Annotated in this window: 19 protein-coding genes; 16 read left to right on the plus strand and 3 right to left on the minus strand. The window is 55.8% G+C overall.

Going from position 1 to position 23,140, the window contains the following annotated elements:
• Positions 1–2 precede the first annotated feature (2 nt).
• Positions 3–4,736 carry a PKD domain-containing protein gene (locus E1J53_RS14610; RefSeq protein ID WP_173021500.1) on the minus strand — a complete coding sequence of 1,578 codons (4,734 nt, stop codon included), beginning with the start codon at positions 4,734–4,736 and terminating at the stop codon, positions 3–5.
• A 247-nt stretch (positions 4,737–4,983) separates the two neighbouring features.
• On the opposite strand from E1J53_RS14610, the gene folD reads away from it, so the two are divergent.
• A complete protein-coding gene (gene folD, locus E1J53_RS14615) occupies positions 4,984–5,853 on the plus strand; it encodes a bifunctional methylenetetrahydrofolate dehydrogenase/methenyltetrahydrofolate cyclohydrolase FolD (RefSeq protein WP_134272169.1) in 870 nt (289 codons plus the stop codon).
• Positions 5,854–5,925: 72 nt separating this feature from the next.
• Here folD and trxB read toward each other — a convergent pair whose 3' ends face one another.
• Together trxB and E1J53_RS14625 are read right to left on the minus strand one after the other, a co-directional pair.
• Positions 5,926–6,864: a thioredoxin-disulfide reductase gene (gene trxB / locus E1J53_RS14620; protein ID WP_134272170.1), complete on the minus strand. Its 939-nt coding sequence runs from the start codon at positions 6,862–6,864 to the stop codon at positions 5,926–5,928.
• Between the two features lie 130 nt (positions 6,865–6,994).
• On the minus strand, positions 6,995–8,278 hold the full coding sequence (locus E1J53_RS14625; protein WP_134272171.1) for a serine hydrolase: 1,284 nt from the start codon (positions 8,276–8,278) through the stop codon (positions 6,995–6,997).
• A 371-nt stretch (positions 8,279–8,649) separates the two neighbouring features.
• Between E1J53_RS14625 and E1J53_RS14630 the strand changes: the two genes are divergently transcribed.
• The 15 genes from E1J53_RS14630 (at position 8,650) to E1J53_RS14700 (ending at position 23,017) form a co-directional block, all read left to right on the plus strand.
• Positions 8,650–9,168, plus strand: a complete 519-nt coding sequence (locus E1J53_RS14630; protein ID WP_134272172.1) for a GNAT family N-acetyltransferase — start codon at positions 8,650–8,652, stop codon at positions 9,166–9,168.
• On the plus strand, positions 9,165–10,082 hold the full coding sequence (locus tag E1J53_RS14635) for an SUMF1/EgtB/PvdO family nonheme iron enzyme (protein ID WP_134272173.1): 918 nt from the start codon (positions 9,165–9,167) through the stop codon (positions 10,080–10,082). The genes E1J53_RS14630 and E1J53_RS14635 overlap by 4 nt, the downstream gene beginning before the upstream one ends.
• 84 nt (positions 10,083–10,166) lie before the next feature.
• Positions 10,167–11,483, plus strand: coding sequence for a Gfo/Idh/MocA family protein (locus E1J53_RS14640; protein ID WP_134272174.1), 1,317 nt, complete (start codon positions 10,167–10,169; stop codon positions 11,481–11,483).
• Positions 11,484–11,647: 164 nt separating this feature from the next.
• Positions 11,648–12,070, plus strand: a complete 423-nt coding sequence (locus E1J53_RS14645) for a hypothetical protein (protein WP_134272175.1) — start codon at positions 11,648–11,650, stop codon at positions 12,068–12,070.
• A 101-nt stretch (positions 12,071–12,171) separates the two neighbouring features.
• A complete protein-coding gene (locus E1J53_RS14650; protein WP_134272176.1) occupies positions 12,172–13,023 on the plus strand; it encodes a carboxypeptidase-like regulatory domain-containing protein in 852 nt (283 codons plus the stop codon).
• Positions 13,024–13,039: 16 nt separating this feature from the next.
• A complete protein-coding gene (locus E1J53_RS14655) occupies positions 13,040–14,518 on the plus strand; it encodes a serine hydrolase (RefSeq protein ID WP_134272177.1) in 1,479 nt (492 codons plus the stop codon).
• Positions 14,519–14,560: 42 nt separating this feature from the next.
• Positions 14,561–15,334: an SGNH/GDSL hydrolase family protein gene (locus E1J53_RS14660; protein ID WP_134272178.1), complete on the plus strand. Its 774-nt coding sequence runs from the start codon at positions 14,561–14,563 to the stop codon at positions 15,332–15,334.
• Between the two features lie 47 nt (positions 15,335–15,381).
• Positions 15,382–16,527, plus strand: coding sequence for a serine hydrolase (locus tag E1J53_RS14665; protein ID WP_134272179.1), 1,146 nt, complete (start codon positions 15,382–15,384; stop codon positions 16,525–16,527).
• Positions 16,528–16,581: 54 nt separating this feature from the next.
• Entirely contained in the window at positions 16,582–17,043 is a 462-nt protein-coding gene (locus tag E1J53_RS14670; RefSeq protein ID WP_134272180.1) for a hypothetical protein, read from the plus strand.
• Positions 17,044–17,094: 51 nt separating this feature from the next.
• Positions 17,095–18,255 carry a mandelate racemase/muconate lactonizing enzyme family protein gene (locus tag E1J53_RS14675; protein ID WP_134272181.1) on the plus strand — a complete coding sequence of 387 codons (1,161 nt, stop codon included), beginning with the start codon at positions 17,095–17,097 and terminating at the stop codon, positions 18,253–18,255.
• Positions 18,256–18,296: 41 nt separating this feature from the next.
• Complete coding sequence (locus tag E1J53_RS14680; RefSeq protein ID WP_154640207.1) at positions 18,297–18,797, plus strand: VOC family protein; 501 nt, start codon at positions 18,297–18,299, stop codon at positions 18,795–18,797.
• Positions 18,798–18,801: 4 nt separating this feature from the next.
• Entirely contained in the window at positions 18,802–19,764 is a 963-nt protein-coding gene (locus tag E1J53_RS14685; RefSeq protein WP_134272182.1) for a D-isomer specific 2-hydroxyacid dehydrogenase family protein, read from the plus strand.
• A gap of 128 nt (positions 19,765–19,892) precedes the next feature.
• Positions 19,893–20,777 carry a sugar phosphate isomerase/epimerase gene (locus E1J53_RS14690; protein ID WP_134272183.1) on the plus strand — a complete coding sequence of 295 codons (885 nt, stop codon included), beginning with the start codon at positions 19,893–19,895 and terminating at the stop codon, positions 20,775–20,777.
• A gap of 43 nt (positions 20,778–20,820) precedes the next feature.
• On the plus strand, positions 20,821–22,239 hold the full coding sequence (locus E1J53_RS14695; RefSeq protein ID WP_134272184.1) for a hypothetical protein: 1,419 nt from the start codon (positions 20,821–20,823) through the stop codon (positions 22,237–22,239).
• 109 nt (positions 22,240–22,348) lie between these two features.
• Positions 22,349–23,017: a hypothetical protein gene (locus E1J53_RS14700; protein ID WP_134272185.1), complete on the plus strand. Its 669-nt coding sequence runs from the start codon at positions 22,349–22,351 to the stop codon at positions 23,015–23,017.
• The last annotated feature ends 123 nt before the right edge of the window (positions 23,018–23,140 follow it).

A 23,140-nucleotide genomic window follows, 5' to 3' on the forward strand; every position in this document is an offset into this window, starting at 1 on the left:
AATTAGCGGATTAGGGTCGTTTCGCCGGCAATGGTTTCCTGTGACCGGTCTTCGTATTCAATGACTACTTTGAAGAGGTAAACGCCGGCGTTCAGCACCTTGCCCTCGTGGGTGCCGTCCCAGCCCCGGTTCGGATCGTTGACTTCCCACTGGCCATCATGAAAGAGGACGTTGCCCCAGCGATCCAGGATCATCATGTCAATGACCTGAGTACCCGGCCTTCCGTGCACCAGCAGGCGGTCGTTGCGGCTGTCTCCGTTAGGACTAAAGGCCGTCGGTACGGCCACCTCACGAATCTTCCGGACGCTGACGCGCACCCGGTCTTCGGCCTCACATCCATTGTCGTCGGTCAGGGAAAGGGTGTAGTCAATCTCAAATTCTGGCTTGGCCGTAGGTGCCGGGCAATCCGTACAATCAAGGGTGCCGTCAAAGGCGCCCCGCCAGCGGTATTCCAGCATGCCAATTCCACCAACAATGCTGGGCTGTAGTTGCAGGCTGTCACCGAAGATTATGGTCGTGTCCTGCCCCAGGTCCAGGCTGAAGAAGGGACCGTCATTGACGATAACGTTTTCACTGATCTGGCAACCCGCACTATCGCGGACGAAGGCAATGTATTCTCCGGCGGGAAGGCCGAGGAAATCCGGGCTCCGCGTAAATCCACGGTTTTCCAGGCCGTACACGAAGGGCGGCCTACCACCACTCCCCATGATGGAGATGGTGCCGGTGGCCTCGCCCGCACAGAGGGCGGCCTGAGCCGAGGTGGCGATGCCTACCGGCGTGGGCTCCGCGATCACGATGGTGGTGTCGTTTACGCAGTTGTTCGCGTCCGTGAGTTGCAGGTCGTAGCTTCCGGCCACCAGTCCGGTGATCTGGTTGTCCGTGCTGCCCGTGGACCAGAGGTACTGGTAGCCACCAACCCCACCGGTTCCCAGCGCGGAAATTCGTCCATCCGCTTCGCCGAAGCAGGAGACGTCCAGGCGGTTGATGTCGGCCTGCAGGCGATTGGGCTGGGTGATGACCAGGGTGGTATCCAGGCGGCAATTGTCTACGTCCGTGATTTGCAGGCCGTAGTTTCCGGCCGGCAGGTTACTGATGGTGTTGGCCTGGCTGAAACCGGCATTTGCTCCCCACTGAATCATGAAGGTACCGGGATTGGGCCCGTCAATATTGCTGAGGCTGAGCCCGCCCGTACTGTTGCCGAAGCAATCGACGGGGTCCTCCGTTGCCGTGAAGGTGATGGGGGGCGGAGCGGGCAGGAACCGCTCTCCGGTTCCCTGACATCCCCGGGGGTCGGTCACCGTCACGCCGTAGTTGACGTTGCCGGGTAAATTCGTGATGACGATGCCCGTTGCACCGGTGGACCAGTTGAAGGAGTAGTCCGAATCTTGCTGTCCGGCGCCACCGCCGGGAACCACGCCCAGCTGACCGTCGTCCCGGTTGCTACAGGTCGGCTGGGTGGCCAGGATGTTTACGGTGACCTCCGGGAGGTCATTTACCGTTTCGGTAAATACTTGGGTACATCCGCGGGTGTCGGTCACCGAAACGGTGGCCGTGCCGTTTGGCAGGGCGACGGCCGTGGCTGCCGTTTCTCCACTGTTCCATTCGTAGGTGAAGCTGCCCGCTCCGCCGCTGGCCATGACGGTCGCCACATTAGCCGAAGCCCCGAAGCACCCCTGTTGATCCTGGGTAATGGTTGCCGTAATGGCCGTGGCCGGTTCGGTGATGGTCACCATATCGGTGGTCTGGCAACCCCGCCGGTCGGTGATGGTCAGTTCGTAGGTTCCGGCGGGAACGTCGACGATGCTGTCCTGGGTACCCCCGTTGGACCAGTTGAACTGGTACCCGCCGTTGCCACCGGTAGGGAGGGCGACAATTCGTCCGTCGCTGCCGTTGAAACAGGCCACGTCAGTGGTTCGGAATGAATTGCCCAGCGGAGTGGGCTCTGCCACCATGGCCGTCAGGGTGGCCGTACACATATTGGCGTCGGTCACCACCAGCCGGTAGGTACCTACGGTCAGGGCGCCGGCGTCTTCGTCAATCTGCGCGTTCGGATCGTCCCAGAGGTAGGTGTAGGGACCGGTTCCGCCGGCGGTGGTCACAAAAATTTCCCCGTTGGAGCCTCCGAAGCAACTCACATCACGCACGGAATCCAACCTGACGGTCAGGGCCGGAGGGTCGGTGAGGGTATAATTGAAGGTTTCCGAACATCCATCCGCGTTGATCACCTCCACCGAGTAAGGACCGGCCGACAGACCGGAAATATCTTCGGTGACCGCTCCGGTACTCCAGCGGTAGGTATAGCTGGCGGCCGGACCGGTAACCGTCAGGTCGATGGCTCCGGTGCTGTTGCCGTTACAGTCGGGGTTGGTTAGGTCGTCCGCCACCGTAGCCTGCAGGGAATTGAAGGTCACCTCCACGCTCGCCTGATCGGTACAACCATCCAGGGTGCTTACGGTCAGGGTGTAGGTCCCGGCGGCACTGGGCGTAATGGTTGGATTGGGACAGTCCGTGCAGGAAAGGTCACCATTAGCGGGCGTCCAGGAGTAGGTGTATCCCGGATCGTGCCGGAAGGTGATGGACCACTTGATAAACTCGCCAACGTCGTTGCCCAGGCGGTCCCAGGCGCGGAGGGTCCAGGCACCGTTAATCGGCGCGGTATTGAATCCCGTCCATCCGCTGCCCTGCGACCGGAAGGTTCCCGTATACGGGGCCGTGCCGCTACTGATGGGGTTGGTGGCCGTGGGGCTGAAACAGGTACTGGTCAGGCTTTCTCCGGGACCGCCATCCCCCTCCATCAGGGTGAGGCTACGGCCATTGGGCCCGACGAGTTGCAGAGAAATATCGCGTAAATCGCCGTTGTTTTCCAGGTCAACACAAACACTGACGATGTCGGTGCTGGCGTCGGAAATCACCGCTGGATTGTGGTAATCCACCATGATGGTGTTCGTGTAGGGAGACAGCAGGCTTTCGTACAGCGCGTTGCTGAATTCGTCTTCGGCGGTCACCTCCCAGGTGATCATCGTGTCCGACCGTAAACTGGCCACGTTGGGTTCGAAGGAAGAACCCTCACAGATGGCGGTATCCAGGCGGGGACGGTCCACCAAAGCGGTACAGTTGACGCACTGGGGAGCCATGGGCGGAAGCACCGAAAGAAAAATGGTCGTATCGTACGTACACCCGAAATCATCTTCGGAGCCTATTCTGATGGGAACGTTGCCGGGATTGCTCTGCTGCACCACAATGCTGTCCGTACTGTAGAATGGGTAGGCAGAGTTTGGGACGAAGGAAACCGTGGATACGGGGACGGTAAAGGTCTCCTGATCGGGGTAAACACTGTTTTCAAACTCAATCGTCCACTCGTAAATCGAGCCATTGTCCCGGGGGATGTTGTCCCGGATGTTTAGCGTCCACTCGCCATTCAGGGGACATCCGATCAGGGTGTTGAAGGATTCTTCCGCGGCGTAATCGATGCCGGGCATACTTTGGTTATCACCGACGTTGAAGAACGTGACGTGCTCGGCCATCGTGCGGGGGGCGGTAGCCGTCCAGCAGTAGGTCTCCGGAGGGTCTGGCGTGGTGGTGTTTTCGCGTCCCTGTCCGAGCAGTTGCCGGTCTACATTGTCGTTACCGTCGTAGCGGTGGAGATCGAGCCGGCTGCCGTCCGGGCATTCAATCCACATGTCCAGGTCCCCCAGGTAGCTGTGTTCCATGCGGGCACAAATGCGCACGATGTCCGAGCCCCGTTCGAGGGTTTGTCCGGGACGAAAATTGGAGAAGGTCAGCGGACTACTGTACTCGGCACCGTCTCCGTCCGGTAACAGGGTAAGTTCCGTCAGGGTCTGACTGGTGTTGAAGGAAAGCTCCTGGGGCTCGGTAACCACGCCGGTGGAGCCATTGCCCGTCGTTTTTACCGTGAGGGAAACGGCTTCGTCGGAACATATTTCGGTCGGGAAGTCAGGCGTGAGGTTAAAATTTGGGGGAGGAGATACGCGAATGCGCTGGCTGATGCGGTTGCTGTTAGTGCACCCCTGAACGTCTTCGATGGTGAGCTGCACGACGTAGCCTCCGGGCTCCTCGTAGGTGTGGGTGATGGTCTGCCCGGTCAGGATGGTTCCGTCCTGCATGTTCCAGGTGAAAATGGAGGTGGCATCACTCTGGGCGTATACCGAATTGTTGGCGTCGTAGATGCCGCGGCCCGTAAGCGTAATTGGTTCGCCCGGACAAATGTCGATGTAGCCGTCAACGGCGGGCACCGGAGCGGGGATGGCACTGTCGAGAATGGCTTCAATGGGCTGACAGGCCGGCACACAGTTGATGTTGGCCGCCCAGCCCGGTGCAATGCCCGTACTGTTGTAGCGAATAAACAGGCAGCCGGAAGTGTTGGGTAGTTTTGCCTCGACAAAGAAGCTCTGCCCGTTGGAACTTCCGTTGATGCGGGTGATTTCCGGGGCCGTAGCGTCCTGACCATTATAGATGATCATCTCTCCGTCAATGTTCAGTTCCGTAAAAAACAGCTGCATATGGGTCGCCCCGGAACCGTCCGCACAGAGGGTGATCTCCTGAAATTGTCCGTTACCCACCGTATTCCCGTTGGGGCCGCCCGTATCAAAAAAGGTGCCGGAACAGGCATTTTCCTGGCCACCCTGAGAAATTCGGATATTCTGGGCGCTGATCAATGCCGGCAGAAAGAACAGTACAACTAGGCCAGGGAATAAACGGGAGTAATGCTGCTGCATGGTTCGTGGGATATGTTCTTGCGGGATGCTGGGATGGGGAACCACCATTGTGATCTTAAAAAAGGGCCTCCTTCGGTACACCAATTTTGTGGCTGCCAACTAGTTCCGGACTCGGGCGTGGACGCTGACGGCTGACCTCAATCGGCGGGAGGTAAGATCAAAGGTACTTGGTCATCGATAAAGTCCGGTGCGTACGTGCGACAAAAAAGGTTGTTGCGGCTATCTTTGGCGAAAAACGAAAAAGTCTATGCAAGTATTGGATGGGAAGGCCCTATCGGAGCAGATAAAGGAGGAATTAAAACAGGAAGTTGATACCATCCGTCTGGCGGGAGGTAAAATCCCTCATCTGGCGGCCGTACTGGTGGGCGATAATCCCGCCTCTCAGGTGTACGTGCGTAACAAAGTCAGAAGTTGTGAACAGGTCGGATTTCAGTCCACCCTCATCCGCCGCCCCGCGGACGTTTCCCAAAGCGAAATCCTGGACATCGTCAAGCGGCTCAACGAAGACCCGGACGTAGATGGCTTCATCGTACAGCTTCCTCTGCCGGACCATATTGATGAAGACGCCGTGAATCTGGCCATCAGTCCGGAAAAGGACGTCGATGGGTTCACCCCCATCAACATTGGTAAGATGACCCTCGGGCTGCCCAGCTACCTGCCCGCTACCCCCAACGGTATTCTGGAGATCCTCCACCGTAATAATATCGAAACGAGTGGCAAGGAAGTGGTGGTTCTGGGCCGGTCCAACATTGTGGGCAAACCAATGTCCATTCTGCTGAGCCGAAAGGGACAACCGGGCAACGCCACGGTCACCATGTGTCACAGCCGCACCAAAAACCTGGCTGAGCATACGCGTCGGGCCGACATCCTGGTGGCGGCCATCGGTATTCCGGAGATGGTGACGGCCGACATGGTGAAGGACGGGGCGGTAATCATCGACGTGGGTATCAACCGGGTGGAAGACGCCAGCCGGAAACGCGGTTACCGCCTGGTCGGTGACGTTGACTACGCTGGATTGGAAGATAAGGTCAGCGCCATGACGCCCGTTCCCGGTGGGGTGGGGCCGATGACGGTCGTGAGCCTGCTGATGAATACGCTGAAGGCCAGTCAGCGGTAGGTATAAATAAAAAGTCCTGCGGTGGGGAAGACCCCGTCCGCAGGACTTTGTTTTAGCTGCTAATTCCGGCCACTAGATGATGCCCACCTCGCCGAGGTAACGTTCCGCGTCCAGGGCGGCCATACAGCCCGTGCCGGCCGCCGTAATGGCTTGACGGTACACGTGGTCCGAAGCGTCTCCGGAAACGAATACGCCGGGGACGTTGGTTTTCGTGGAGTTCGGCTCGTGAATCAGGTAGCCCGTTTCTTCCATATCGAGCCAGTCCTTGAAGATTTGGGTGTTTGGCGTGTGGCCAATGGCCACAAAGAAACCGGCAATGGGAATTTCCTGCTTCTCGCCCGTCTTATTGTTGAAGACCCGAACGCCGGTGACGACCTCATCTCCCAGGATTTCCTCCGTCTCCGTGTTCCAGTAAATTTTGATGTTCTTCTGCTTTTTCACCCGCTCCTGCATGATGGCCGAAGCCCGCATTTCGTCCCGACGAACAAACATATGTACGGTAGGACAGAGGTTACTCAGGTACAGCGCCTCCTCGGCGGCACTGTCGCCGGCACCGACGATGGCCACCTCCTTGCCACGGTAGAAGAAACCGTCGCACACGGCACAGGCGCTTACGCCGTTATTCGCCAGGCGCTGCTCACTTTCAAGACCCAACCATTTGGCGCTGGCTCCGGTAGAAATAATCACCGTATGGGCCTCAATTTCCTCGCCGGCTTCGGTATATAATTTATGAACCGGACCGGTAAAGTCCACGCGCTCAATCAATTCATACTTCACTTCGGTATCAAAACGTTCGGCCTGCTTTTTGAGGTCCTCCATCATCTGGGGCCCCATAATGCCGTCGGGATAGCCAGGAAAGTTTTCTACGTCCGTAGTAATCATCAACTGACCACCGGGTTCCTTACCCGTGTAGAGTACGGGGCTCATATTGGCCCGGGCGGCGTAAATGGCGGCAGTGTATCCGGCGGGACCGGATCCAATGATGACGGTTTTCAGGGGTTCTTTTCCCATGACAACATATTTTTTTGAGGGTGCGAAGGTAGTAAATACTTACCTACCAAAAACAGTTCTCCCGCCCGCCAGGTTGATCATCTTACCTGCGGTACCGCCGTAGTGTCGGATAGTGACGCTGGGCTGATATTTATTCTCCCGTTCCGTAGCTTTCCGAAGGGTCTTTGCGTTCGGTTCCGCGAATGACCTTGTCGATTCTGGTGGCCAGCACCTGGTGGTCATAGGCCGAGTTCCGACTCAGGACGTTGGACATCAGCACCACCATGTACCGTTTCCCGTCGGGTTGCTCCACAATGCAGACGCTGTTCATGTAGTTCATCCGGTTGCCCCGGTATTTTCCGCAGCTGGTGCCGGGAATACACCCGTAGAGGGAACCCGACTTGAAGTAGACCGCCGCGCTGTCCAGGGCCGGAGCGTGGGCGTAGCGAATCCGGCGGTCGGTCATGTACATGAGGCGCTTGATTTCCAGACTGGAATAGGGGTCGATCACCCGACCGCTCTCCAGCGCAACCAGCCACTTCATTAGTCCACGAGTGGTGCCGATGGAGCCTCCTTTGGGGGGCACAATACCGCTGGCACCCCGGGTGAACATGGTGCCCAGGCGCCACTCTTCGTGCTCGATCCCCATGTCCCGCAGCGGACCGTTAATGACGTCCTCGGCGATGTCGCGCTTTTCCTCGTAGGGGGTGGTTTTGAAGTAGTCCATCATCTGTTCGTGCGTCAGATTGGGGTATTCCTTGCCGAACACCCGCATCAGGATGGCTTCCCGCCACACGATGCTGGCCGCTCCGTTATTGCTGACCGATAGCATGTGGTCAATCCATTCGTAGAGGGAGAACTCGTCCCGCTCATTGACGATGCCGCGGGTGTAGCGGCTGGTCTCCACGTCGTAGCGGGGAATGGTGTGATGGTCATAAACGCCGAAGGGTCCGGCCTTAACCACCCGCTCCTGCAAAATCTTGCGGCGGGCGTCCAGATCGTCGATGAAGAGGTTTTCGAGCTCACAGAACAGGGCCGTAACCACGGCCAGCTTGCCCACCGAACCGGGCTGGTAGCCCCGCTCGGGATTCCGTTCGGCGTAGCGTTCACTACCCGGGGTCATGTCGAACACCGCCAGGGAATAGCTGGGGTGAAAAATTGGCAGCATGCTTTCCAACTCTTGCTGGAGCTGGTCGTCGGTGGCGGGAAGGTCCAGGATGGGATCATCCATCAGGTTCAGCCGAATGTATTCCAGGGGGTGCCGGGCGCCGTAGGGTAGGGTGCGCACGAGCTGGGCGGAATCCATGTCCTGCAGCCGCTTGAGGCGGTCCATTCCCGTATTCTGATACCCGTCAATGGGGTAGCTGCCGGCGGGTTGCCAGGGATAGATCAGGGCGAGTAAAACGAGGACAAAGAGGAAAATCCGGGTGGGCATGTACGGGGCGTTTGATCAAAGATAGGTTTGGGGAGTCGTATTCTGCGCCGAAGGGGGGAGCAGATTCGGTGGTTCTATTTTTGGGCGACGGTCCCGAGTTCCGTAACTCGTCGGGATCACCGACTTTTTTGAAAATGCGACGGCGCGCGGGTGCCGTGAAGTACGGGAAGGAGCTGAAGGAGAAATGATTATTTATGCCGGGTGACGGAAGAATGTAGGTCCTTCCCCCATCTCCCCAACAATATTTGGTCATTTACCTATATCCCGGCTTCCCCGAGGATTACCTTGCACCGGCGCTCCGTCGCATTCTCTAAAGAATCGACGATCCCGACGAGTTACGGAACTCGGGGCCGTCGCAAAAATTAGTACGCATGAATATCCGTGGTGTTCGGTTTCGTCCGGCAACTCCCGAAGATCGGGCCATGCTGGAGGTCTGGGACCGTGATCTGGCCGTTTTCAACAGCGATCCCGACGACAGCTGGGACTGGGAGCGGGAGCTGGCCCATGACCCCGATTGGCGGGAGCAGCTGGTGGCCATGGAAGGGGAGCGCCCCATCGGTTTTGTGCAGATTATCGATCCGGAATTTGAAGAAACCCAGTACTGGGGACCGATGGCCTCCGGGTTTCGGGCCATCGATATCTGGATCGGAGCGGCGGAAGACCGTAACCGGGGCTGCGGAACGGCCATGATGCAACTAGCCCTGCACCGTTGTTTTGCTTCCCCGGAGGTCCAGACGGTGCTTATCGATCCCCTGCTCACCAATACGGCCGCTCAACGCTTTTACCGGCGGCTTGGGTTTAAGGAGGTCGGACGGCGGCAATTTGACGACAGCGATTGCCTCGTTTTTCAATTGGATAGGTCTGGTTGGGAGGATACCTTAGAGCCATGAACATTTATCGGTTGATCCTCACCCTTGTTGTTACCCTTACTTCTGCTCTGATGGTGGCCCAACTACCCACCGAAACGGTGCCGGTGCCCGGCACGGACGCCAGTCTGCAGTTGGTTAAAGTACCGGGCGGCTCCTTCACGATGGGAGAAGCGGAGAAAGCAGCCGTTACGCTGTCCCCATTCTGGATCACGACCCACGAAATCACCCACGATGTCTACCGGGCCTTCCAGGAGCTGGGGCTCAATTCCGACAAAATGGCCGCGGCGGCCGCCGACAATGATGCCGACGGCATCACCGGTCCCACGCCTCCGTACCTCGATCTGACCTACGGCATGGGAACCCGCGGCGGTTACCCCCAGGTCAACACCACCCAGCAGGCGGCGCTCCGCTACTGCGCCTGGCTTTACCGGGAAACGGGCGTGTTCTTCCGCCTGCCGACCGAAGCCGAATGGGAATACGCCTGCCTGGCCGGTGAGGAGGACCAACCCGCCGACCGCGATCACGCCTGGCTGGCGGAGAACGGTGAAGAAAAATACCACGTTGTGGGTCAGCTAAAGCCTAATCCCTGGGGGCTCTACGATATGCTTGGGAACGTCAGTGAATGGACGCTGGACCATTATAAATCGGATTACTTTGAGCTGCTCGGCGCCCAAGCCCGGGACCCCTGGATGAAGCCTACCCGCAAGCATACCCGTACGGTGCGGGGCGGTTCCTATTATACCGAGTCGGCGGAGGCGGGCTGCCGGGTTCGGGAGAAATCCACCCCCCGATGGCAGGCCCGGGACCCCCAGGTGCCGAAGAGTAAATGGTGGAACGTCGATGCACCCTTCGTGGGTTTTCGTCTGGTGCGGCCGGTGGAGCAGCCTTCGGAGGCGGCCATCCGGGAATTTTTTCGGGAGGCGATCGTGGATTGATCTCAGGGACAGGGAGACGAGGGGCTAGTATCGTCTTTTGGTGGTAGGATCATCAATTCTAACCGTCCATAAAAAGTTCTCTTCATGCCCACGCCCATCAACCGCCGCTCCTTCTTGCAAAAGACCACCGCCCTGGCCGGTGGATTAGCCATTTCCAGTCAACTGGCCGCCGGGGCGCACGTTGACGGCAGTGACGTCATTAAAATCGGTTTGATCGGTTGCGGTGGCCGGGGTACGGGGGCCGCCGTGCAGGCCCTCCTCTCCGGACAGAACGTGCAGCTGGTGGCCATGGCCGACGCCTTTAAGGACCAGCTGGAGAACAGCCTTAAAAACATCAAGGGGCAAATGGAGGATTACGACATGGATGCCTCCGTTGTGGAGGTGCCCCAGGATCGTCAATTCGTGGGGTTTGATGCCTACAAGTCCGTCATTCCACTGGCGGACGTGCTGGTCATCGCCACGCCCCCGGGCTTTCGCCCGGAACACTTTGAAGCCGCCGTGGCCGCCGATAAACACGTTTTTATGGAAAAACCCGTGGCGGTTGACGGTCCCGGGGTGCGGCGCGTTTTGGCCGCCGCCAAGAAGGCTAAGGAGAAAAAGCTTAACGTGGTCGTGGGCCTGCAACGCCACTACCAGGATAAGTACACCGGCTGGGTGGACATGATGCAAAATGGCGTCATCGGAGACATCACCACCAGTTACGTGTACTGGAACAGCGGTGGCGTATGGGTGCGCCCCCGCCAGCCCGGACAGACGGAAATGGAATACCAGATGCGGAACTGGTACTACTTCAACTGGCTCTGTGGAGACCACATCACCGAGCAGCACATCCATAACCTCGACGTGGGCAACTGGGTGAAGGGCGCCTATCCCGTCACGGCCTCCGGCTACGGGGGGCGGCACATGCGCAACGGCAAGGAACACGGCGAGATTTTTGACCATCACTTCGTAGAGTACACCTATGCGGACGGCAGCCGGATGATCTCCCAGTGCCGCCACTGGAAGGGGTGTACGGTGCAGGTGACCGAAGCCTTCCAGGGCACCAACGGGTCGGCCCCCGCTCCGGGGAAAATCCTCACCCCCAGTGGCTACGCCATCATGGATCACGACAGCCGCCAGGACCCCAATCCCTACCAGGTGGAGCACGACCTGCTCTTCGCAGCGGTCGCTAAGGGAGAGTACAAATTTGCGGACGCGGAAAATGCCGCCAAGAGTACCCTGACCTCCATCATGGGCCGGATGGCCACCTACAGCGGGCAGATCATCGAATGGGATGCGGCCCTGAATTCGGACCTTGAGCTGAAACCCGATGGCTATACCTTTGCCTCAACGCCGCCCATCCTGCCCATGGACAATGGCTTCTATCCCGTGCCCGTTCCGGGAGAGACTAAGGTGATTTAATGTCTTCCTTCCAGGAGGATGGAAAGGGGGCTTTGTCCCGCTTTTCTGCTGTCCGGGGTGTTGTTTCTGATTCTTTTCACCCTTTGGTGCAACGGTCAACAATTTTTGCCGTCTATATCTACGTAGTCCATCTGCAAGACTACTGATAGTTTACGGTAGAGATTATGAATACCACCCTGAAGATTGGTTTACTCCTGATTGTGTTCTTCCTGATTGGATGGGCCAAGAACAGCTGTTATGAGCTGATGTCCACCTCCGCGGATCGCTTGTTTTCTGCCAAGTTTGGTGAGTATGAATCCATGGCCGAATTCTGGGAGGGAAAAAGCCAGCTACTCGATTCAGTTTCTGATCAGGGGTTAACCTATCTGGACAGCACCGTGCTTCGACCAATGCAGGACATCAATTATCAGCCCATCGACTGGTCGGAATTTCGTGGCTTCTTCGGAGCCGGGCCGGGGCAAATCATCTATTTCGATCCCTACGAACTGGAAGTGGAGGTCGAGGGCACAAAGCCCAATCCTGTTCGCTCGCTGGCGCTTGCGCCCGGACGCCTGATGGATCGGGTGCTGGCGATACTGGTTGAGTAAGCATTTGTCAGGATATCTCCTGTTGTCGTCGATTACTGGCCCGTTTCTACTGCTTCTTTGACGATATTAACCGGAGTTTTATATCCGGCTAATCTTTTCGCATGTTCCCAATCCGTTTTTTTGTTTTCCTTACGTTGTTCGCTTTGTGCGGAATTAACGCCAGTGCCCAGCGCCAACTGGTGGGCCAGGTGGTGGATGCCGACTCCGGTGCTCCCATTCCCTACGTTAGCATCGGAATCCGCGGAACGGAAAGCGGCACCATTGCCGACGGGGGTGGCCATTTCGCCATCCAGGTTGATGATCAAAGCGCCACTCTTGATCTGTCGGCCATTGGGTATCAATCTAAGGCCCTAGCTGCTTCCTCCTGGAAGTCTGGAGAGACCATTGCACTTACCCCACTGGCTTATCAGCTCAACGCGGTAACCGTAGAGGCCGGACGATTTGACGGACCGGAGCGATTATTTGGTGCCAAGAACGAAAATGGCCGCGGCCCGGCCATTGCCCTGGGAAGCCCCCAGCTTGGCGCTCAGATCGGCTCGACCATTCAGTTCGATCGCCCGACCCTGATCAAGCGAGCCGGGTTCGTACTCAATCACGCGAAGGGGGACAGTTTACTTTTTCGACTGAATATCTACCGTATGGAGGGAGAGGAAGTCGGGGAACAATTGCTGACGGAAAATATCCTGGTTCGCGAAAAACAGCGGCGGGGGACCTTCGAAATTGAGCTGGCGGAGTATGATCTGGTGCTGGAAGGAGAGGTGCTCTTTGCGTTGGAATGGCTCCGGGATTTTGATGAACTGGGCAGTAAGGGCATCACCTTTGATCTGGCCAAAACCAAGCGCAAGTTTGCCGGGGTCTACATGACGAATTCAACCACCAGACCCCTGAGGAAAATGCCCGTCCGGGCGAAGTATAAACCCTGTTTTTATCTCATGGGCAAACAGGCCCTTTAACCAAAGCAATTATCCGATGAAGTTCATGAAGAACCCCTTTCTCCCCTTTTTATCTCTGCTGATACTCTCAGCCCTTGCCGTTGGCTGCTCCGATGAGATGACGCCCCCCGAAGACGATCTTGCCGCCGAAATCACCGCGATTGAAAACGGATTAACGCCGGGCCTGCAGGTGAAGGGAAACCCCGTCGATAGCTTTTCCATCGCGGAAGGGCTAGAGAAATACGGTGTACCGAACGTAAGTATTGCGGTAATTGAAAACGGCAAAGTGAAGTGGGCCAGGGGATACGGTATCAAGCATCCCGATCACGACGGGGAGGTGGATGCCAGCACCCTCTTTCAGGCGGCTTCCATCAGTAAGCCCGTCGCGGCGATGGGAGTTCACCGCCTGGCTCAAGAGGGAAAGGTTGACCTTGATGAAAACGTGAACAACTACCTTACCTCATGGAAGCTTCCGGAAAATAAGTTTACGGAGGAACAGCCCGTTACGCTGCGCCATCTGATGACGCATACCGGGGGGATTACGGTTCACGGTTTTCCGGGTTACGCCAAGACGGATAAGTTTCCCACCGACCTTGAAGTACTCAACGGCGAAGGGAACACGGACCCCATTCGGGTAGATACTTTCCCCGGAGTCATGAATCGCTATTCCGGAGGCGGTTATACCATCATGGAAAGGGTGGTGGAGGACGTCAGCGGACAATCCTTCACGGATTACATGCAAGCGGCCGTGTTGGGGCCACTCGGCATGGAGTTGAGTACCTACGCACAACCGCTGCCCGCCGCCCGGGAGGATGAGATTGCCGTGGCCATCCACGGAGACGGTAGCGTGTATGCAGGAGACTTTCATAGCTACCCCGAGCAGGCCGCCGCAGGGCTGTGGACGACCCCCACGGACCTGGCCAAATTCGCCATTGGTGTGCAGCGGGCGTACGGCGGAACCGGGGATGAGGTCCTGAATCAGGAATACGCTAAAATTATGCTGACCCAGCATGAGCACGGCCACGGCCACGGTCCCGGCGTTGGCGATAACGAAGGTGACCTGGTATTCATGCACGGCGGGAAAAATGCCGGCTATACCTGTCATCTGTACGCCTGGGCCGAGCGGGGTACGGGAATGGTGGCCATGAGCAGTGCCGACAACGCCCGGCCCTTAATCCAGGACATCGAACGCGCCATCGCCGAATATTATGGTTGGTCTTTTGAAAAACCCACCGTGGTCGAGTTGATTGAAATTCCCGCCGCGGACCTCCCTAAATTTGAAGGAACCTTCGTTTTCCGTCCGCAGGAGTACCAGGTTAGTGTCGTCGTTAAGGAAGGAAAGGTGACCATCATTGACGAGAATGATGGAGTGGAGGAATATCCCCTGGACCCCACCGGACCCATGGAGTTCATTGACCTTTCTGACGGGGCCCGCATCAGTTTTGAAGCGGACGACACCGGTAAAATAGTCGCGGCCATCCAGGATGGGCGCTTCCGTTTTGACCGTGTGGAGTAACAAAAGGGCGTTGATGGAGTTATTCAGGGGAATACACCGTTGATGAAAACGACGCTCAAATACCTGGCGGGGGCGGGAATCACCCTGCCCCTGTTGCCCGTCATGTACCGCCAGGCCATGCGGGTTAAGGCCAGAGTGCCGATTTTGCCCGAAGCGGAGACCCCTTTCGGTACCGTAAGGGTGGGGGATACGCCCACCTTTCGGGTGATCCTCATCGGGGAAAGTACCCTGGCGGGGGTGGGTGTGAATACCCACGAGGAAGGCTTTGCGGGAACCTTGGGCCACGCCATCAGCCGGAGTCTGGGCCGTTCGGTCAGCTGGCGGGTCTACGCCCGCAGTGGCTATACGGCCAGCAGGAAGCTGGAGCGGCTACTCCCCAAAATTCGGGAAGAACACGCCGATCTAATTGTCATCGGTACCGGAGGAAACGACGCCTTCAAGTTGAGCACGCCCTGGGGCTTCCGGCGAGCCGCCGGAAAGATGATGGATCGCCTTCGGGAACGCTTTCCCCGGGCGCCCATCGCCTTCACCAATATGCCCCCCATTCGGGATTTCCCCGCCTTTACGCCCCTGATCCAACGGACCATTGGCAGCCTGGTGGAACTCCACGGGGAAGCACTGGAGGCCGAGGTCACGAATCGTCCAAACGTGTACTTCAATCACGAAATTCTTCATCTGGAGGAATGGGCCAACCGCCTCGGCCTTCCCCCCGACCCTAAGCCCTTCTTCAGCGATGGGGTGCATCCCTCCAGATTAACCTACCAAACCTGGGCGCAGGATTTCGCGGAATTCTTACAACGGGAAGGGATCGTATAATTGATCACCCTCCTGAACGCAGAGTATTTTTAATTTAAACCACCGATATGATGAAAGGCTACCTTCTTGTGTTCCTGATGACCTTCTTTTTGGCCCCAGTGTTACTGGCACAGGATTCGGATCGGGAAGAACTCATTTCTGCCATCAACGAACGTATCGATGAACTCTGGGAATCCTCCCGGGCGCCCGGACTTTCTTTTTCCGTAGCCTTCCCCGACGGGGAAGTGAAAACCTTTACCCGGGGATTCGCTAACGTGGAAAAAGGGGAAAGGATGTCGGCGAAGTCCAAAATGCTGGGCGGAAGCACCGGCAAGGTTTTCTATTCCGTGGTTGCCCTACAGTTAATTGAGGAAGGCAAGTTACAACTCGATGTTCCGATTATTAAGTGGATGTCGGACCTCGATTGGTTTACCAGAATCCCCAACGCCGAAGAGCTTACTGTGCGGGCGTTGATGCGCCACGAGTCCGGAATACCCCGCTACGTTTTTAAGGAAGACTTTCAGCGGGATGTTATCCGGGACGTGGACAAGGTCTGGAAGCCGAAAGAACTATTATCCTACGTGTTCGATGATGCACCCCTGTTTGCCGTGGGGGAAGATTTTAGCTATTCGGACACCAATTACATCATCCTTTGCGCGCTGATCGAAAAGCTAACGGGCAACAGCATTTACGCGGAAGTCCAAAAGAGGGTGCTGGATCGCGCGGGCTTAAAGGACGTTATCCCCCAAACCGGCAGGTCATTTGACAACATTGCTCTGGGCTATCACAGTCCTTCCGATCCTTTTTATCCCGGAGTTCAGTTTGATGAGACGGGGAAAAGCAACTACAATCTGCAATTTGAGTGGGCCGGAGGAGGACTGGTCATTACCACCCGCGATTTAGCGCTGCTGGGAAAGAAAATTTACGAAGGGCAAATGTTTGCCGGTGACCTTCTGGACGAATACTTCAACGGCCGGGAGGCCGCCCAGTTAGGTGGGCAATGGGGCCTGGGAGTGCACATCCGGCAATCCCCCCTCGGCACTGTTTATGGACACAGCGGCTTCATGCCTGGCTACATCACCAATCTGCTGTACTATCCCGAACACAAGTTCTCCATTTGTTACCAGATCAATACTTCGGACCGGGAGAGAACCTCCATCCTCCGGGAGCTGCCCTCCGTGGGGAAGGTGATTGTTGACCAGTTAGATGAATAATATTGTTTCCGGAGACCAGAAGGGAACCGCCCCATCACCCCAAGACGAGCGCACATGAAGTTTTTCAAAAAATTATTTGGTAAGAACGGCCAAGAGCCTTCCAATAAACCACCCGCACCCGATCTGCGACTGGAGTACAGCGTGATGAGTAAGATCACCCTGAGGGGAGACGAAGAATACGGGCAATCGGATCGCTACCGCCCGATAGCGGAGGGAATTTATCAGGATTTGACGGACGAGAGTACCGCCAAATTCCGGATGGCGATTTACTATGAATTGTCGAACGACGAGACCAATAATCAGTATCCGCTGGAAGATCTTCTGGACGAACACACGGTGCACGTGGAAGACTTTTTTCTGGAGGACGACAACAATGAACCCAATCGTTACCTCTACGGATTCGGCGGAAACCAGCGCAATCTGGAATCACTCAAGACGATCATTGGCAAAAAGGTATACAATCAGGATTATTTTGGGGAAGATGGACAGGTGTACGTGCGGATGGTGGTGGAGTAAGGGCAAAACCTATTCAATTCAGTCCTTCAATAACAGTACCCACCTTCCACCATGACCATCGCCAAAGTTGAAGCCTACTGGCTTCGCTGTCCCATTCCTCAGCCGAAGCAGCACCGCTCTGATTACGGCTTGCTCACCGATTTTGACATGACCCTGGTGGTGGTCACCACGGAAGATGGCCAACGGGGCTTCGGGGAAGCCAAAGCAGCGGTGGGCTCCAGTGGCGTCTGTGCCTCCATCGTCACCTGCGTGGAGCACGAACTGGCGCCCATCCTGGTGGGCCGCGACGCCCGCAACATCAACGAACTTTGGGAGCGAATGTACAATGGCGTCCGGGATCACTACGCCCTGGCCCGCGGCCGGGTCTTTCCCATCCTCGGTAACCGCGGACTGACGGTAGCCGCCATGAGTGGAGTGGACATGGCGCTGTGGGACCTCCTGGGAAAGTCACTCGATGCCCCCGTAGTACAGCTCCTCGGGGGCGCCATGCGCCCCAGCATGCCCGCCTACGCCAGTGGAGGCTGGGCCGATGCCGACGGCATCGGGGAGCAATTGCAATCCTACGTCAACAAGGGCTTTCGGGCCGTAAAAATGCGGGTTGGTGTAATGGACGAAACGGTCGCAAACAGCGTCGCCCGGGTGCGCGCCGCCCGCGAAGCCCTGGGGCCAGACATCAAGATCATGACTGATGCCCACGGCACCTTCAGCGTTCCGGAGGCCAAACAGTTCTGCCGGGGCGTGGAAGACTGCTCACTTTACTGGTTTGAGGAGCCCATCAGTCCCGACAACAAACGAGGCACCGCCGAAGTGCGGGCCAGCACGAGCATTCCGATTGCGGCGGGAGAAAGTGAGTTCACCCGCTTCAACGTCCGCGAGCTCATCGACCATCGCGCCGTAGACGTCCTCCAGCCCGATGCGGCCATCATCGGGGGCATTTCGGAAGCCCGCCGGGTAGCGGCCCTGGCCGCTACTTACCAACTGGAACTAGCACCCCACTGCTGGGGCTCCGCCTTCAGTTTCATGGCGGGGGTGAGCCTGGCCTTCGCCAGCCCCGCGGCCGTGATCATCGAGTTTTCTTCGGGGGGTAACCCGATGATGTACGATCTGGTCCACGAAAACATCGTCGCCCCGGACGGGCAACTCCTCGCCCCCAACAAACCGGGACTCGGCCTTTCCCTCAACTGGGATTTCGTCAACGAATACAAACAGTAACCCCTATCTTCCGCAACGGCACCACCAGAAACCACCATCCAATGCCAAAGATCACCCGCATCAACCACGTCACGCTGATCGTAGATCAGTTAGAGGAAACGGCCCGCTTCTACGAAGAAGAGCTGGGTATGGAACCCATTCCGGCCTTCGTCTTCGATTACCCAACGGCCTTTTTTCGCATCAACGATGAACAGCAATTGCACCTCACCGAATGGGAAGACGCGAAGTCCTTCCGTGGACACGTCTGCCTGGAAGTAGACGACTTCAACGGACTGTTCCACCGGGCAAAAGCGCTGGAGATCATCGACGTGCGTCCCTGGGGCAAAGTCCGGCAGTTGCCGGATGGTGCCATGCAACTGTTCCTCCGGGATCCCTCCGATAATCTGGTAGAAATTACTTCGCCTCCTTCGTATCGGGACCAGGTGGATCCGGCCATCTTCAGTGACGAACTGTACGCGCCGGGCCTCTACGTATCCGGACGGGAAGATTTCCGGGGCTACAAGGCAGAAAACGCTACTTTGTACCACGGTCCCGAAGCCTGAATTCATGGCCCTACCCACCATTCTTTTGCTGGAATCCCTTTCCGCCACCGCCGAAGACCAACTTCGGAGCGGGGCCAGGGTCATCGTGGCGGATCGTCCGGACAGCGGCCCGCAACACGTGGCCGGAGAAGCAGTACGGGGCATCATTACCCGGGGCAAGGGTAGGGTGGACCGGGAATTGATTGCGGCCTGTCCGGAACTGCGCGTCATCGCCCGCTGTGGGGTGGGACTGGATAACGTGGACGTCGCCTTTGCCACCGAGCGTGGCGTCCAGGTGATCAATGCGCCCGGCAGTAACGCCGATACGGTGGCGGAGCACACCATGGCCCTCATGCTGGGACTTCAACGGCGGCTTCCGCAGGCGCACCGGGCCGTAAGCAGCGGGAACTGGCAGTACCGCGTCGGCTACGCGGGAAACGAAATCCGGGGGCAACGACTGCTCCTCCTCGGAGCGGGCAACATCGGTGTCCGTACCGGAAAACTCGCGGCGGCCTTTGGGATGGACATAAGCTTTTGGGCGCGAACGCAGGTGCCGGCCCCCCTCCCCAACAGCCGGGTAGTTACGGATCTCCCCACGGCCCTCCGGCACGCGGATATCGTCAGCATCCACCTGCCACTCAACGAGGGCACGGAGAACCTGCTCAGTCGGGAAATGCTCGCCCACCTTCCTCCCCACGCCCTGATCATCAACACGGCCCGCGGAGCCATCGTGGACGAAACGGCGCTGGCTGATGCACTCCAGGCGGGCCTCCTCGGCGGCTACGCCGCCGACGTCTTCAGCCAGCAACCCCCGCCCCCGGACCACCCCCTCCTGGCCCTCCCCAACGTCCACCTGACGCCCCACATGGCCAGCCTCACGGCACGTACCTTCGATGAAATGAGCCAGCTCACCGTCCAGAACACCCTGCACCTGCTGCAAAGCCAAAAAATTGACCCCCGATACCTCGCCAATTATATTCAGGATTAAGGCTTCAGGATTAAGGCTTCAGGATAATCCCCCACTGACTTACTAACGAACCAACAGACCAACTTACTAACAGACTAAAAGACTAACGAACTAACAGACCAACTTACTAACAGACTAACAGACCAATCATGCACCTCGCCATACACAACTGGATGCGGGCCGAACCGCTCGAAACGACGCTGGAACGCATTTCCCGCCAGGGTTACCACGCCATTGAAATTCAGGGTACCCCGGAGGATTACGACACCACCGAAGTCCGCAGACTCCTGAAGAAATACGATCTCCAGTGCTGGGGCTCCGTCACCCTGATGCTCGGCGAACGCAATCTCCTGGCCCGTGATCCCGATCAGCGTGCCCGTTCCGTGCAGTACGTCAAGGACATCATCACCATGGTCCAAGAACTTGAGGGGCAGATGGTTAGCGTGGTTCCCGGGACGGTGGGCAAGATCGTGCCCGATGGCCGACCGGAGGAAGAATGGGAGTGGGCGGTGGCCTCCATGCAGGAGTGTTATGCCTTCGCGGAAGCCGCGGGCGTTCAGCTGGGCATCGAACCCATTAACCGCTTCGAAACCTACTTCATCAACCGGGCCGATCAGGCGCTTGCCCTGGCCGAAGCCACCGGCCCCAATTGCGGCGTGTGCCTCGATATCTTCCATATGAACCTGGAGGAAAATGACTACTACGAGGCCATCCGCCGTGCCGGCGATCGTCTGGTGGGCTTTCACGTAGCCGACAACAACCGCATGGCTCCCGGCATGGGCCGCCTCAACTGGCCCACCATCGTGGATGCCCTGAAGTCCATCGGCTACGATGGCGCCCTTTCGGTAGAATTCTGCCCTCCGCTGGACCGCACTCCCGCCAACCCGTACCCCAACAGCATCGATGAAAACCCCATCGGCCTCACTCCCGAGCAAAAGAAATTCCTCGAAGACCACGGCAGCTCCGCCTTCACCGAGGAATTCTATAGCCAGTTAACCCAGCAGTCGCTGGATACTTTGTTGCCGTTGATATAGTTGCATAATTCTAATTTTCTCTTTAAATTTATAAAAAAATAATATGCGGTTTTTCTTTCTTTCTTTCTTTCTTCTAGTTCTTTCGTGTAGTGATTATGAAGGACAATTTGAGTTCAATAACTATAGTCAAAAAGAGAACCTAGACCCATCCGACTCTAAAGTTTATTGTGAAATAATCAACAATCTATACAAAGAGGCAAATCAAAACAGTCCTACAAATCATTTTCAAAAATCCGCTGCGTCTGATGCTTCTTTTGGCGGCGTTGACCCAACTAGACCAATTAGTTCTGAATTCGCGTTGGTTCAAGAATCTTTAGATAGGTTGGATCAGGTTGGGCTTGACCAATACCTTGGAGAACTCAACAATTTGGGAGAAATCTCTACCGTTGATGCGAATTATCTAAAGGATGAATTCCAAAATTCATTTACGTATTTAAACTCATTGAATTCGTTTGATGTAGAAAATGTCTTAATCTTTTTTCAAGAGAGATTGAATTATTACGGGGATATGAATACGTCTACAGACGAGGTTGCTTTGACTTACCAGTTTTTGACTAGTCTTAAGGAAGTGTTTACTCTAGTTAGTAAAGACCCTAATGCAATCATTGAGAAAAGTGATGGTCGCTTTTGTCGGTTTCCAGGATTTTTGTGCATTAGAAATATAGGATCTTCCAATAGTGCCTTGGATAACGCACAAATAATTGCATTAGCTTTGGCTGCCCCGCTTCTTGCCAGTTTAACGATCATGGCAGGGGGTAGCTTTGCTGCAGTTGCTGCCGTAGTTGGGGTTACATTTCACTTTACCGGAGCGCTTTTTTGTGGTCCAAAGCAGTGTGATGATTGTCATGCAGCCGATAATATTTTTGCTACATCCAATCCTGGTGCCTTGTGTGATTGGGGTGATTTTGTAGCTTATGGAGGTAATAATCTATTCGAGGATGTTGTTCAATTCAATTGGCGAGTTGAATTTCCGAATTCAAATGTTCCTGGCTTATCTGTATCGACCAATGATAGAGTATTAAAGGCTAGTGATATTCCTAATTTGAATAGTATTTCTTCACTTGAAATCGAAGTTGATGTCCTTTGTGACGGTATAGTGTCAACTACAAATCCTTTGTCTACTGATCCATCATTTTTCCCATGGACTGGCCTGCCGAAAGTTTTCACTATCGAGGGTCATAGGAATAGACAGATTCCATCAATTTTAGTACCTCAAACTAGAAATTACTACTATCCATTAGGTTCTGAGGTATGCTTTGTTATGGAACCTTCAATTATTTGGAAGCCCATTTCTTGGTCGTGTGTAGGAGCTACTCCAGAATCTTTAAATCAGCCTTCCTCAAATTTTTGTGTGGTATTTAATCAGTCAAGCACCTATGGGGTTTCCGCATTGTTGGAAAATCAATGTACCCAAGAAATTAGAGTAGTAACAGCTTCGGTGTTAGCGATTAACCCTAATTAAGAATCATATGAATTTTAATTTGTTTAGAAGGTATATACCTTTAAAAATACTGGTCCTATGCCATACTTTCTTGTTCTTTTCCGGTTGCCCAACCAGTAACCTTACTCCCATGGTAGATAGCTGTGCCGATCTATCCAAGGTTGTGTTTACCCCCGTTGATGAGAATAGGGATAGTGTATTTGTTTCGGGCACCCTGAATGAGTTTCAGATCAAAGTGGCTAGTGGGGTTATGGGATACAAGACGCGACTATCTGATGCTTTTGCGTTCTCGACGGATGGTCCGATAATTGATGGGGGAACGAATGATGCCCATTATATTCATGACTTTTTATTATATGATTCGGCTATTGAGCAGGGAAGGTCATTCACGGGTAATCAAAAGTTTGGCTTTAGTTTTAACTGGCCCTGTTTTTCTGATGTTAATGATCCCGTTGAATATTTCAATCAATTTCAGACTGGCCAACAAATTGGTTTTGGGGGAGGAATTGATTGTACTAAAGGTGCATTCATTGCTCTGGAAATGTACTGCTATCGCTTCTGGGCGAATGGTACCGGCAGATATCGGGGTACAAGCTTTAATACGGAAAATGGTCCACAGGCAGGAAGCTCGATAACCATAGAAAAAATAAATACCTTCCGGGACGAGAGCGGTCAAATGTTTCTGGATTTTGAGGCATCCTTCAGGGCTAATTTTTATCACATCAATGATGTGGGCGCCGTAGTTCCCATCGGAACAATTGACGATGGTGCGATAAAAATCCTACACCCTCTTCGATAACCAGCCTCTAGTCAAAGAGTCAATAGTAAATTTCTTTTTAGCGGTCGTCAAACAAGCACATAGTAAAGCGCAGCACAGTGGCCGATGGCCACTCGAGACAGCTTTCAGGGCCGGACTTCCTTC

Source organism: Lewinella sp. W8, from assembly GCF_004375085.3.
Taxonomy (GTDB): domain Bacteria; phylum Bacteroidota; class Bacteroidia; order Chitinophagales; family Saprospiraceae; genus Neolewinella.

What these genes read in the sequence shown, in the direction of transcription:
- E1J53_RS14685 (WP_134272182.1), top strand. Translation starts at nt 18,802, where the DNA reads ATGGCCCTACCCACCATTCTTTTGCTGGAATCCCTTTCCGCCACCGCC.
- E1J53_RS14630 (WP_134272172.1), top strand. Translation starts at nt 8,650, where the DNA reads ATGAATATCCGTGGTGTTCGGTTTCGTCCGGCAACTCCCGAAGATCGG.
- E1J53_RS14640 (WP_134272174.1), top strand. Translation starts at nt 10,167, where the DNA reads ATGCCCACGCCCATCAACCGCCGCTCCTTCTTGCAAAAGACCACCGCC.
- folD (WP_134272169.1), top strand. Translation starts at nt 4,984, where the DNA reads ATGCAAGTATTGGATGGGAAGGCCCTATCGGAGCAGATAAAGGAGGAA.
- E1J53_RS14690 (WP_134272183.1), top strand. Translation starts at nt 19,893, where the DNA reads ATGCACCTCGCCATACACAACTGGATGCGGGCCGAACCGCTCGAAACG.
- trxB (WP_134272170.1), bottom strand. Translation starts at nt 6,864, where the DNA reads ATGGGAAAAGAACCCCTGAAAACCGTCATCATTGGATCCGGTCCCGCC.
- E1J53_RS14660 (WP_134272178.1), top strand. Translation starts at nt 14,561, where the DNA reads ATGAAAACGACGCTCAAATACCTGGCGGGGGCGGGAATCACCCTGCCC.
- E1J53_RS14635 (WP_134272173.1), top strand. Translation starts at nt 9,165, where the DNA reads ATGAACATTTATCGGTTGATCCTCACCCTTGTTGTTACCCTTACTTCT.
- E1J53_RS14665 (WP_134272179.1), top strand. Translation starts at nt 15,382, where the DNA reads ATGATGAAAGGCTACCTTCTTGTGTTCCTGATGACCTTCTTTTTGGCC.
- E1J53_RS14655 (WP_134272177.1), top strand. Translation starts at nt 13,040, where the DNA reads ATGAAGTTCATGAAGAACCCCTTTCTCCCCTTTTTATCTCTGCTGATA.
- E1J53_RS14680 (WP_154640207.1), top strand. Translation starts at nt 18,297, where the DNA reads ATGCCAAAGATCACCCGCATCAACCACGTCACGCTGATCGTAGATCAG.
- E1J53_RS14650 (WP_134272176.1), top strand. Translation starts at nt 12,172, where the DNA reads ATGTTCCCAATCCGTTTTTTTGTTTTCCTTACGTTGTTCGCTTTGTGC.
- E1J53_RS14675 (WP_134272181.1), top strand. Translation starts at nt 17,095, where the DNA reads ATGACCATCGCCAAAGTTGAAGCCTACTGGCTTCGCTGTCCCATTCCT.
- E1J53_RS14625 (WP_134272171.1), bottom strand. Translation starts at nt 8,278, where the DNA reads ATGCCCACCCGGATTTTCCTCTTTGTCCTCGTTTTACTCGCCCTGATC.
- E1J53_RS14610 (WP_173021500.1), bottom strand. Translation starts at nt 4,736, where the DNA reads ATGCAGCAGCATTACTCCCGTTTATTCCCTGGCCTAGTTGTACTGTTC.
- E1J53_RS14695 (WP_134272184.1), top strand. Translation starts at nt 20,821, where the DNA reads ATGCGGTTTTTCTTTCTTTCTTTCTTTCTTCTAGTTCTTTCGTGTAGT.
- E1J53_RS14645 (WP_134272175.1), top strand. Translation starts at nt 11,648, where the DNA reads ATGAATACCACCCTGAAGATTGGTTTACTCCTGATTGTGTTCTTCCTG.
- E1J53_RS14700 (WP_134272185.1), top strand. Translation starts at nt 22,349, where the DNA reads ATGGTAGATAGCTGTGCCGATCTATCCAAGGTTGTGTTTACCCCCGTT.
- E1J53_RS14670 (WP_134272180.1), top strand. Translation starts at nt 16,582, where the DNA reads ATGAAGTTTTTCAAAAAATTATTTGGTAAGAACGGCCAAGAGCCTTCC.